Genomic DNA, 13,193 nt, shown 5'->3' on the forward strand with positions numbered 1-13,193 from the left:
TTATCCTCCGGAAATCCCGGCAGATTGTCCGGAATATATTCTGGTCTTGCATCTCCGGATATAAAGGCAAAATCTGTTATTATGATCCGGCAAAAATATCAGGTCTAAATTCCGGATGAAAAAAAGGTTTTTTTAAAAATTCAGCTTTTTCAGGCAAAGCCCAGCATACCTGCAAAACCTGAAAGGAAGGTTGCAATTACAATTCCAAAGAGTAGGAATCCAAATAAAACCAGGAACACCGGCAGCAGAACCACAAGTAAGGCATGTTCTGTCTGTATCCCCTGAAGTTCGCGAATGCCTATTACCTGAAGTGCAAGCATCCATATTGCCGCAATTATGTTCACATAGGGTATCCATCCGAAGATAAGGTAAGGGGTGTAAGCATACATCATTGACTTTATAGTCTGTGAATACCCCTTTTCTCCTCCAAGCAAGAGCACAAAGCAGTGAAGCATAAGGCCGGAGATGAAGATTGAGAATAGGGATATGACAAACATCACATAGATGAAGAATATATCAAAGGAGACTGCAAAGTTTCCGAATGATGCTAAAGATGCTGCCCATTCCATCCCCGGAATACTGCTCAGCGAGGCAATAGTAGTGTTGAATACGCTCATATCCATTACAATTGCAACAATCCCGTAGAGGACTGAGAAGAGAACCAGAAGAACAACATAATACCTGTAAGCAGCACCAAGATGTTCTCCACTCTGTTTTTGGAAGGTTTCCACAGGATTTATGAGAAAACCCTTTATTTTTTCGCTATCACCAGACATGATCAGAAATGATTTGCATCATAGATAAAACTTTTGGCAAAAAGAATGCTGTAAAATAAAGTGGCAGATCTGAATGAGTTTTCTTTTGGGTAATCTTTCTTTTCAATTATCGGAGCATAGTTTTCAGGAATGAAATGATAACTGAAAGTTGCTTTAAAAAGGGATATTTTTGCAGGAGTTATGCAATTCAGAGTTCTCCGATCTTTCCGACAAAATACCAGGCAATCCTTGCTGCATCTCCGGTATCGACCTCACCGTTTTCGTTGAAGTCAGCAGCCATATCAACGGGCGTCAGTCCGGCAACCATATATGCAACCTTTGAAACGTCCCCTATGTCAACAAGGCCGTTGCCGTTGAAGTCGCCTTTCTTATAGACTGTAATGTAATCCGTTTTTGTCATCGTATCGCTGCCGCCATCGTTTGTTACAGTAAGGCTTACGGTATATGTGCCGTTTACTGTGTAGTTGTGCACCGGATTCTGTACTGATGATGTATTTCCGTCACCAAAATTCCATGACCATGTATGCGGACTTTCTGTGGAGAGGTCTGTAAAATTTACCTGCCTGACTGCTGCTCCGGTGAGTGGTGCTGCATTGAAGTTTGCAACCGGAGGTGGAACCGGTGTTGGGGTTGGGGTGGGTGTTGGGGTCGGTGTAGGACCTGGCCCCACAGTGTTGGATATCGGTGCAAAAATGACCTTGCTCTTTACCTCCAGTATTCCACAGCCAACCATGTTCTGATCGGTGTTCAGCCAGCTTTCGCCTTTCCATGTGGAAGTTTTGCCGTCATCCCATCCGAAATTATAGCGCCATACTGAGAGATCATCTTCATTAATGCCGGAAGCCTGATCATCTGTGTACCTAAAAGTAAGATTATATATTGGATCATATGGTGAGTAGGTATAAGCTTCAACATAATTGCTGATATTCATCAGGGTTATTGTTGGATCTCCTGAATCAGGATTTGCTGGTGCATTCTCAACGCCACGAAGGAGAATCTTTCCACTTGTGTTTGTTACATCGAAAACTGTAGGATTTGCAGTACCTGCATAATTTTCAGTCATGGAGACTGATGGGTTGGCATAAAGGTCGGAATTTGAGCAGTAGATGCTCCATGCGTCCGCTCCGGTAATGACTGCAATGCCGTTTTTACTGAATTCTGAACCTGCACAGTCATAAATTCTCATTGAATATAATGTGCTGTCATTGAATGAATTGCCTGTTACAGTGTTTGAAGGGCCTGTCAGATAAAGGCCGTATTTCATCTCCTCACATCTGTTATTACTGATGTTAAGGGAGTTTCCGTACTTTGCATAAATGCCCCTCTCTGCATCTGTAACATAATTTCCGGATACTTCACTGTAATATGAATTATCAACATATATTCCGTATTCTTCTGCAATATTTATGATATTGCTGTTTACTGTGTTTGAATCTGATCTGATCCTGATGCCTGTCTCTGTATCTGAGATATGATTGTCATTAATTTGTATTGAATTGCCGCTGTTGTATGCATCAATTCCGTAAATTTTTGAGCCGTTTATCCAGTTTGAAAGAATTACAGAGTTGTTATTTTTGCTGTAAACTTTTATTCCGTTGTCTGCCCGTGTGTCAATATAATTGTCAGCAACTGTTGTATTTGGTGCTTTTTCAAGCTTTATTGAACTCTCACGATAGTACTGTGAGATTATAGTGTTGTTTAATATTCTGCTGTATGTGGGGGACGGAGTATATTCACTGTCACAAATATATATGTCAGTTTTAACTCCGCTTCCTCTCGATCCTATATCTTTCAGATTGTTATTTTCAATCAGGCAGTTCTTTGATCTCAGGTGGTAAATTCCGTTTGTTCCAAGGGATATATTATTTTCTCTTACAGTTGTGTTCTCTGAATCCTTGAGCGAAAAACCCTGAGTATTGTCAGTAAGCTGATTTTTGAGTGCATCAGCATTGTCTGATCCTGAGATCTCTATTCCGCATGAGCATCCTTCAACACTGTTAAAACTTACATAGGCATAGTCAGCATTCTCAACCTTAATGCCATCGCCCAGATCAGGTGATTTGATGTAATTCTCATAGACATTCATGTCTGTGCCCTTAAGATCCATTGCTATGGATGCGGCACTTCCGTTTACAACTGTATTGTTATATACTGTAGCAAATTCACCACCGCCAATGTAGATTCCCCTTAGTCTCTGGCCGTCCAGACTGTTCTTAATATAGGCGCTGTTTGTGTCCGATTCTATCCATATGCCGTAATCTCCGCCAGAGACTGTATTGTTGAGTATCCGGGAATTTTTCAGAGTGCCGTCTTCAATTTTTACTGCGTAATCAAATGTATCTCCGGGGCAGATTTCATTTTCTGAGATGTTGTACTCATTGAATATGTCACCTTCTGTTTCTGATTTGACATTGATCGCTCCCACTTTATTGTCTGTTATGGTTATTTCAGAATTACTGTCAGAAATTACAATCTCTCCGGGAATTTCAGCCATTCCGGTTCTGGAGTAGTCATTCTTCTCAATGATCAGATCATGGCAGTTTTTGATGGTGATCTTCTTTCCTCCGCCGTTATAATTGTCAAAGACTTTTGAACCGTCATCAGAACCATCTGAATATGCGAGTGCAAGATTACAGGCGTTATTATCTTTCATCTCTACGGCAGGGCCTGAAACGCTGATCTCACAATCTCCATTCCCGGATACCTCATTGTGGCTGAGGTAAGGAATGTCTGTAACTCCGGCAGTAATTTTGCATTCCTTATTATCTTTTATATCTCCGGTTTTTGCTGTGGCATTGAATTCTATATTGCTGTTGGAGTTTATAGTAAATCCGTCTCCAAAAATATCAAAGAAGCATGTCTGCTCATCTGTACTGATCCTTTCATTATCGTTAAATGAAATATCTCCGCCGTTTATTTTCACTGCCGGCCATGCTGTTGTATTGTAGAAATCACAATATTCAAATGAAGTATGATTTGTGTATCCTCCGGAATTTAGGTTAATTCCTACATTGTCAACCTTTGTGTTTTTGATGTTCAGAACACCGTTTCCTTTTATGTAGCGTGTGGTTGACTCCGATCTGAATAACAGTTCTGCAGTCTCCTCGCTTCCGCCCACTATTGTAAGATCACAGTCATGCAGAGTGAGATCATATTTCATGTATATTTCATTCTGATCTGTCCATTCGTCGTTGAAGAAGAGATCCCCTTCTATATGTCTGAGTTGTAGATTTAGAAGCCCTCCAAGGGTTGTTTCAGTCCCGTCATTATTTACAAGAACAATGTGATATGTGTATATCAGGGAGTCAAATTCCGGGATGTCTGTATATTCAACAGTATCCAGATTTACATCGGCAATCTTCTGCCATTCGGTATTTATATCGTCTTTTCTGTATATGGTGATGTGGTTTGCATCTTCCGGCATAGGACTTGGTGTGTCCCATTCAAACCAGACCTTGTCCTTGCCAACGTAGGCATACTTTACATTATGTGCAGAAACCGAACCTGCAACCAGAAGCAGTGCAATTAAGGCAGCAATTATAATTAACCCATAATTTAGTTTCATCCCAATCAACCCATTAAGTATTGTAATTGCCAAATCTGTCAAAAACCTAAAAATCCGGAGCTGAAACCCTGGCTATAAACCAGTTCTATATACGTAAAAATACTTATTTGTTACCCTTAAAGTCAGGTTTTATTATCTGAAATAATGAGGCTGTTGCAATAATGAAAATTAATAGACTATGAAATAATTTATAGGTTTAATCGCTCAGATCTGCCTCAAAAAATGTCCGGTTGTCAAATGATGTTGTCATATTGTCTTCAAAAAATTAGTTCCACAACGGATTATTATCCTGAATTTTGGAGAAAATATTTTATTTTGGTGTTTCTTTTGATGTATGTTACTATAATTCACTAATCTTCCCGACAAAATACCATGCAATCCTTGCTGCATCTCCGGTATCGACCTCACCGTTTTCGTTGAAGTCAGCAGCCATGTCAACGTGGGTCAGTCCGGCAACCATATATGCAACCTTTGAAACGTCCCCTATGTCAACAACACCGTTGCCGTTAAAGTCGCCTTTCTTATAGACTGTAATATAATCCGTCTTTGTCATCGTATCACTGCCGCCATCGTTTGTTACAGTAAGGCTTACGGTATAGGTTCCGTTTACTGTGTAGTTGTGCACCGGATTCTGTACTGATGATGTATTTCCGTCACCAAAATTCCATGACCATGTATGCGGACTTTCTGTGGAGAGATCTGTGAAATTTACCTGCCGGATTGCAGCACCTGATAGCGGTGCTGCTGTGAAATTTGCAACCGGATTAGGGATATATCCGTTCCACATCGGTGCAAAGACCGAGAATTCAGTGATATTGTCGGCATAGGTGTACATTGCAGCTGTGTCAACACCGTTTGGCTGGGGCAGTTTGACCCAGCTGTCTCCCTTATAGTGCCACATGGACAGGAGATTTGGATCTTTTGTACCTAAGTCTCCGGCTGAATAATTCACCTCAAGGGATAATTCTGAACCGGAATCTCCGTTAATGTCGAGATAATGGCCGATATTTATCAGGTCATCACCGTCAGGCGGCGGGGTTAATGCCCATCCAAACGTCATATTGCCCTTTCCTTTCATTGAAAATGTCGTTGCATTCTCTCCGGCAAATGTGATTCCTGACAGACTGTTTGTATAGCCAAAGTTCTCAGCCGAAATTCCGGCTGAAACATTTGGAGATGCAATACTATTCAGATATGAATTTTTCAGGGTATTGCCATAGTCCCCGTTTAGTATCCAGCCATATGAATTGTTTGTGGCAGAAATACCTGTAAATCCGGAATTTTTAACAATATTTGGTCCGGATGTGAGCTTCAGCCCGTATGCACCGCCGTATGCAGCACTCAGACCGGATACGGTTACATTTTCTATTATATTACCGCTTCCTGAGGTGAGCGTTATGCCTGTACACTTTGAGGATTCAAAACCGGAAATACTTGAGTTTGATATTGAGTTACTGTCTGAATCGCCGTAGATCTTAAAACCGTCAACGGAATATCCTACAGATGCAATATCGTGGATATTACAGTTTTCTATTGTATTGCTCTCTGAACCTGAGATCTCAAATCCGGTGACGAAACCGTCAGAATTGCCTTTGAATTCACAGTCTGTAAAACTGTTTGAGTCTGAATTCTTAAGATATGCTCCACTTCCGAATGAATCGGAAGAGATGTCTGAAAATGTATTCCGGTCTGAATCCTCAGCATTGATTACGGTGTCTGCCGTGTTTTTGAAGGTTAATCCTGAAAAGGTGTTCTTCTCAGTATCATAGAGGTAGATTCCGTTCTCTGTGTCTGTGAATTCACATGACATAATCTCATTTACAGAACCGCCATGCTGAACAACAACACCGTATTCTGAATTTCCGGAGAAGGTACAGTCGGAAACTAAGCCCGATATGCCGTTTTCAATCGCAATTCCGATGGGATCTTTTATCTCACAGTCAAATACATTGTTCTCGTCCGAATCGTTGATATATACACCACAGTTTGAATTTCCGGAGAATTCGGAGTATGATATTGTACAGTACTCAGACTTTTCAGGGGTTCCTATTTCCGATTTGGCTAAGGATGCTCCGACAGAGTTTCCTGTTATTTTACAGTTGGATACCTTAACAACTTCACATCCTTCAATTTTTAATCCGTATGAGAATGCTGCCCCTGTGATGACGAAACCGTCAATTTCAACATTGTCTGAAAATATCTTTATAGCCGGATCATATGGATCATCTGCTGTAATGGTCACTGATGCCGCTTTTCCGGATGAAGATTTCAGCCTGACCTCTTTGTAAATATTGATGTTCTCCTTTGTGCCGGTGTATGATGTGTCAACGGTTATGGTGTCTCCGTCTGTGAATTCAAAGTCATCAAGGGCCTCTTTTATTGACATATAATCCGCTTCAAGCCGTGGGTTGTGCACCGGTTTTCCGGTTAGCGGCGCAAATATGCAGCAGTGGTATATGCTTGCTCCGACAATATTTCTCTCTGGATTCACCCAGTGTTTATTGTCCCAGCTCTCCCAGTCATCAGGATTGCCTTCGTCCCAGGTTGTTCCGTTGTGCTTCCATACCCACAGTGAACTCTCGTTATAGCCCTCAATCTCCTCATCTGTGTAATGGAATTCTATGTCCAGTTCAAGTTCAGTGCTCAGATTGTACACCTGTGCCCACTTTCCGATTGAGGTTCTGGTTGTGTTGTATTCCGGAGGTTTGGGTGGTTCGGGCGGATCTTCTACGCTCATTACTGCAAAGCAGTCTGAGATGTTTGAGAATGTAAGGTTTGTCGGGTTTGAAACGCCTATGGTATTGGTGTCAAGTGTCAGTGTATCCTGGAATAACCCTTCTTCAGTATTTATGTATAAGTCCCAGGGGTTGTAGGATGTATTTTTCTTCAGTATGTTACTGCTGATGTTTGTTCCCTCGCCCATTGTAAGATAGATGCCGTTCTGGGTATATCCGGTTACAGTATTGGACGTGACAGTTGTATTTTTAGCATCAACTTTGATGCCTGTGTTCTTTGATTCAACTGAGTTGTCGGAGATTTCATTCAGATAGCATCCTCCATATGTTTCTGTATATGGTCCGAATTCAATTCCGGATGTGGTGGTCTGTGTAATATTGTTATTCTCAATTAAAGTCCCGTTTACACTAAACAGAGTTATTCCCTTAGCAAAATTGGAAATCTCATTGTCGGTTATCTCTGCTTCATCAATATAGGTAAGGGCTATTCCAAATCCAGCTGAAGAGCCTTTGATTATGTTGTCCCTGACAGTGAAGTCAGACGGGCCTGATGAACTGACATATATTCCTGAACCATTGCTGATTATATTTTTCTCAACTGTTGTGCCGTCTGTGCCTCCGTCAAAATACATGCATCTGTAGGCTGTATCAACTGTATTATCTGTTATACTCAGGTTATTGCCGGAATTAATGTAAATTCCGCCATAGTAGACATTGTTAAAGTTTGAGTTATTTATGAGAGTGTTTCCGGAAATATTGCCAAATACAGCATCCAGGGTTATTCCTGAATTAAGGTTGTTCGTAACCGTATTTTTGGCAACTGTAATATTGAAGCCTTCGCATGAGATCCCTTCATAGCTCCACGATACGGTATTATTGATGACAGTACTGTTGTCAGATTCAGCATCAAGCCCGATATATCCTTCGCGGGTGTTTGATACTATATTATCTCTTACTGAATTGTATCCAATTGTACTCCACCAGCCGTCATTACCATAAATCTCCATGGATGACTTATCGGCATAATTCCCGGTGAACTCCGAACTGACAGCATGAATGCTCATTCCGGCATAACTACAGTTTACAAAACGGTTTTCCTTTACTAAAAGATCAGTCCCATCTACTCTGAGACCAATGTTTCCAAGATCTGAGAATAAATTACGTGAAAACTCTCCGCCACTTACAGGGTCCCATGTCCGGAATCCCTCTGAACCTGTCCGGCTGACAGTGTTGTTTATCAGAGTTACATTAATGATCTCTTCCAGGTAAGGGGAACTGATGTATATTCCGCGATCCCGGCAGTCACTTATGACATTATCCACAATTAGAGGATTTTTATCAGTGTATAAATTAATTCCCGTTCCCTTAATTCCAGACACTATATTGCCTGAAATTACCGTATTATTGCCGTTTTCAGTAGAAATGCCAGGATAATTGTCATAAACAGAGTTGCCGACTGTATTTCCGGTTATAACCGGAGATTCACCGCTCACCTGAATAATCATACAGTTGTTGTCTTCAAAGTGATTGTTGTCACCTTCAGCTTTTATGAACCCGCCGCAGTCACTTACGGTATTTGAATCCCCGATTATCCAGAATGAAACCGGATTTCCGTTATATGTCCCTTCTGCTGTAATATTTAGAAATGTCTTCTCACTGCAACGGAATTTTATGTCCTGGTTTGCTGACATTCCGGAAAAGAAGCTGTCATTAAGGGTTACATCGACGGTGACGTTTGTAAACTGAGAGTTTATAACCATCAGATCGCCTGAACCTTTGATAGTTTCCGGATAGTAATACTGATTGCTGGTCGGGCCTGAAAAAACGTTTGAATTACGCACTGATAGTTCATGACCATACAGATCAATATCACCTGTCATATTGACATCTATGCTGTTCCAGTCATCATCTCCAAGCCTGAGTGTTCCATGCACCTGTCCTATGTGAATATCTTTTGAATCAGTACTCTTCAGTTTATCGCTCTTATCGTAGTACTCAACCTCAAAATTGTACACCCGGTCTGTCGTCAGGCCGTCTGCACGGCATCTTGTCTCAGACTGGTCATATATGGTATCAACAGGCGATGAATCGGCATAGATCACGTATTTTCCAAAATCATCTCCAACATACTGCGACCATGAAATATCGGCCTTGTCATAGCCGACATAAATTACACCTATTGCAGATGCTGTTCCTGCAAATACCGCTGTGCAGATTAAAATTACCATTAAATAAGTCCCAATCCTCATAACAATCTCCTCATTCGGGCCTGTCCGGAACTCATTGACAGGAGCATAAAAAAAGAATACTAAATTAATGAATCTCCGGTTTATTATTCAGGAAAATACTCTGAGTGAAACTCTCTGCCAGATGAAAATCACTCATTACATATCCGGAATATCAGGCGCTTTAAAGTTTAAGTTGATCATGATCTTATAAATTTATTTCTTCAGATAAGAAGAGAGTCCGGCTGTCGTTTATCTGGTATTCCGGTAACTTTCATATTCATCATAATCCACGGTTAAAAACAAATGATTAAAATTCAGTAGTGCTTAAATTTCTGATTAATGGCAGAATCTCTCAATAAATACAGGCTTGGTTTTTTTACATTTGCAATGATCACAGCCTCAATAATGATTAGCCTCAGAAGCCTGCCTTCACAGGCGGTTACAGGCATGAATATCCTCTTTTATTTTGCCATAACCACAATCGGCTTTCTCCTGCCAATGACCCTTGTCCTGAAGATGTTTGGCTGTGCCTTTCCGGTTGAGGGCGGGCTTTATGCCTGGGTTAAGGAGTCATTTGGTGAGAGATGGGGATTTACTGCGATATTTATTCAGTGGATGCACCTGATTATCGTATCTGTTCTTCTCTTAAGCTTCATATCCGGAGCAATAGCCTATCTCTTCGCACCTGAATTGTCGGAGAACAAAATTTATATTCTTGCAGTATCTCTGATATTTTTCTGGTCAGCGACCCTAATCAGCATGAAAGGGCTGAAAGTATCAGCAAAGATAAGCACATTCTGCGTAATTATCGGAGTATTCATTCCGGCATTTGTGATAATCTCAATGGCGGCTTTACATATCGCAACCGGACATCTGCCCCAGACTGACCTCTCCTTTACATATGCTAATATTGTGCCCGATCTCTCATCCCTTGCAGCTCTTTCAATGATTGCGGCTTTTGTTAATCCCTTCTTTGGCATTGAAGCCTCAGCGGCACACCTTGGCGATCTAAAGGATGCAGCGAAAAATTATCTGCCAACCCTTGTAATCGGCGGAATATTCTGTGTTCTGGTAAACATTCTCTGCTCCCTCTCCATCGCAACCGTAATTCCGGAAGGGAATATCAGCCTTGTAAACGGCCTTTTACAGGCGCTGAATATGCTATTTGCTGAGATGAATGCGGGCTGGATGCTGTTTGTCATAATTCTCATGATAATGTTTGGGACTGTTGGTGAGATCAATTCCTGGATTTTAGCCCCGGCAAGGGGACTTACACTTACTGCCCGGAAAGGTTCACTTCCGCCTTTTATGCAGTATATCAATGAAAACGGAATTCCGGCACACACATTAATAATTCAGGCAGTTGCAGTCACTGTATTCTGCCTTATTTTCACTCTGATTCCGGGTGTGAATTCAGCATACTGGGTGATGCTTGCACTTTTAACTCATATATACCTCATTGCCTATCTTATACTGATGCTCTCAGCGTTTAAGAGCAGGAAAAGACTATTTGAGGCAAACGGTTACCGTACAATGGCAAAAAAAGCTATCTTTTCAGTTATGGGAATACTGGGGATAGTAACAGTTCTCTTCATGGAATTTGTGACCTTCTATGATCCTGAAACCGCACCCGGTTATGAGCTTATCTATGCCGCAGGTATGACCTTTGGTATGATTGTGATTATCTCAGTTCCGCTGATCACTTATGCCATCAGAAAACCGGAATGGAAGAGCAAAGATTAGGGCATAACAGAGTCAGTTGTTGTAAATTCATGATGAAAATTCAGAATCAAATCAAAATTATTATCTCATATAAGTGATAATGTTAATGGGTAGGTTTACTTCAGCAGTAAGGCCGGGTAATTAACTCTGTTTACGTCCGGAATAATTTGCATGTAAGTGTTTACTCAATAGATTGGGCCTGTAGCTCAGTTAGGCAGAGCGCCTGACTTTTAATCAGGTGGTCGGGGGTTCAAATCCCTCCGGGCCCGCTAAATTTTTCTTTGTTCTCTTTAGAATATTTCCGGATATCGTTTCTGAAATTCTTTCATAAGATCGCATTCTTTCTTCACTGTTCATTTATTTTCAGGCCCACATATAATTATGACCGGCCGATTATTTTGACAGTTCATATAATAAATAGTAACAGTTTAAATCCGGAATGTCTCCTAAACGGCAAAAATTTCAGTTTTTTAAAAAATCACCTTTAAGGATATAATATATCTGCAATACTCTGGTCATATCTCCTGTAAATTCCGGATCAAAATAATTCTGCCAGATATAAGATAGGTCGTGGTGGTATTGTCTGAAAAATCAGGTTTAAATATTATATCCTCCAATAGTACGATAATGAACTGTTTAAATTAGTATGGTTCTTTTTTAAATAGTTCTTTTAAGAAATAAATGGTGATAATATGAGCGGGCCGCTGAAATTTACGGAAAGGAAAAATGGAGGGAGGGGCAGGGGTTTAATCCAGCTTTATATCCTTCATTCCCTTAAAGATGATCCAAAATCCGGATATGAACTGTTAAAGGAGATATCTGTTAAGACAAAAGGTGCATGGGTACCAAGCAAGGGCACATTATACCCAATGCTAAAAAAAATGGACGAAGAAGGATTGATTACAATATCAGATACCGGAAAGCGCTGCAAGAATATCTTTGAGCTGACTCCGGACGGGAAAGATACACTTGATTCAATTGTACGGGGGAGGAAAGAAGAGAAGGAGAAGTTTTTCATGTTCAGGGATCTCCTCGTGGAGATATTCGGAGAAGAGAACGGAAATCTGAGATCTGACCTGCTGAATATACGGTCTGTTGCAGAAGGTATTCCGGCTGAAAAGCAGGATGATGTACAGAGAATTATTAATAAATGCCTTGCGGAATTACAGGAGCTGAATTCGGATGAAAGCGGTAGCAGTTGAAGAACTCACTAAAAAATTCGGTGATTTCACCGCCGTTGACAGCATATCATTTGATATAAATGAGGGTGAAATATTCGGCCTTCTTGGGCCAAACGGTGCAGGGAAGACGACTACAATTTCAATGCTTGCAACAATGCTCTCTCCAACTTCGGGAAAAGCTGAAGTTGCCGGACATGATATCAGTGCTGATGAAGACGGTGTCAGAAAGTCAATAGGGATTGTCTTTCAGGACCAGAGCCTTGATGAAGAGCTTACTGCATGGGAGAATATGGACTTTCACGGCAGGCTGTACCGGATTCCAAAACAAATCCGGGCCGAAAGAACAGAAGAACTGCTTGAACTTGTCGGGCTTACTGAGAGAAAGGACGATTTTGTAAAGACCTATTCCGGTGGTATGAGAAGAAGGCTTGAGATTGCAAGGGGTCTGCTGCACCGGCCAAAGGTGCTATTTTTAGATGAACCGACACTTGGACTTGATCCACAGACGAGGAATTACCTATGGGATTATATCGATAAGCTCAGCCGTGAGATGAAGATAACCGTAATTCTGACTACACATTACATGGACGAGGCCGACAGGCTCTGTGGGCGTATAGGGATAATTGACAAAGGTCAGATCGTTGCCCTTGATACACCTGAAAACCTTAAGAAGAGGCTGGGAGGGGATGTTATAACCATAAAATCTCCTGATTATTCCGGTAAAATTTCCGGCCTTGAAAAATCGTGGATTGAGAATACTGAGGGCTATAATGGCTTTTTCACAGTTGCCCTGCATGATGCCGAAGAGCATTTGTCAGAACTGATCGAGACCCTGATAAACCGGAAAATAAAGATAACATCAGTTTCAGTTCATAAACCAACACTTGAGGATGTATTTCTGCATTATACCGGCAGGACGATCCGCGATGAGGAAGCCGGGGCAAAGGATCACATGAGAATGGATTATAAGAGAAGGAGGCACTGAT

General features: G+C 41.2%; 6 protein-coding genes and 1 tRNA gene. 4 read left to right on the top strand and 3 right to left on the bottom strand.

The features are described 5' to 3' along the window. Positions 1-149: 149 nt before the first annotated feature. The 3 genes from L6E24_RS00260 to L6E24_RS00270 form a co-directional block, all read right to left on the bottom strand. Positions 150-776 (bottom strand): YIP1 family protein, encoded by a 627-nt coding sequence (locus L6E24_RS00260; RefSeq protein WP_257742741.1) that lies wholly within the window; start codon positions 774-776, stop codon positions 150-152. A 187-nt stretch (positions 777-963) separates the two neighbouring features. Further along, on the bottom strand, positions 964-4,341 hold the full coding sequence (locus L6E24_RS00265; protein ID WP_257742742.1) for a right-handed parallel beta-helix repeat-containing protein: 3,378 nt from the start codon (positions 4,339-4,341) through the stop codon (positions 964-966). 340 nt (positions 4,342-4,681) lie between these two features. Further along, positions 4,682-9,325, bottom strand: coding sequence for a right-handed parallel beta-helix repeat-containing protein (locus tag L6E24_RS00270; protein ID WP_257742743.1), 4,644 nt, complete (start codon positions 9,323-9,325; stop codon positions 4,682-4,684). 318 nt (positions 9,326-9,643) lie between these two features. Between L6E24_RS00270 and L6E24_RS00275 the strand changes: the two genes are divergently transcribed. From L6E24_RS00275 to L6E24_RS00290, 4 genes are all read left to right on the top strand, one after another. Further along, the gene (locus L6E24_RS00275) at positions 9,644-11,047 is read left to right on the top strand and encodes an amino acid permease (RefSeq protein ID WP_257742744.1); all 1,404 of its coding nucleotides are present in this window, start codon (positions 9,644-9,646) and stop codon (positions 11,045-11,047) included. Between the two features lie 174 nt (positions 11,048-11,221). After that, positions 11,222-11,295, top strand: a tRNA-Lys gene (locus tag L6E24_RS00280). Between the two features lie 423 nt (positions 11,296-11,718). Beyond that, positions 11,719-12,228 carry a PadR family transcriptional regulator gene (locus L6E24_RS00285; RefSeq protein WP_257742745.1) on the top strand — a complete coding sequence of 170 codons (510 nt, stop codon included), beginning with the start codon at positions 11,719-11,721 and terminating at the stop codon, positions 12,226-12,228. Continuing rightward, a complete protein-coding gene (locus L6E24_RS00290; protein WP_257742746.1) occupies positions 12,209-13,192 on the top strand; it encodes an ATP-binding cassette domain-containing protein in 984 nt (327 codons plus the stop codon). Before L6E24_RS00285 ends, L6E24_RS00290 begins: the two co-directional genes overlap by 20 nt. The last annotated feature ends 1 nt before the right edge of the window (position 13,193 follow it).

Source organism: Methanoplanus endosymbiosus (assembly GCF_024662215.1).
GTDB lineage: Archaea > Halobacteriota > Methanomicrobia > Methanomicrobiales > Methanomicrobiaceae > Methanoplanus > Methanoplanus endosymbiosus.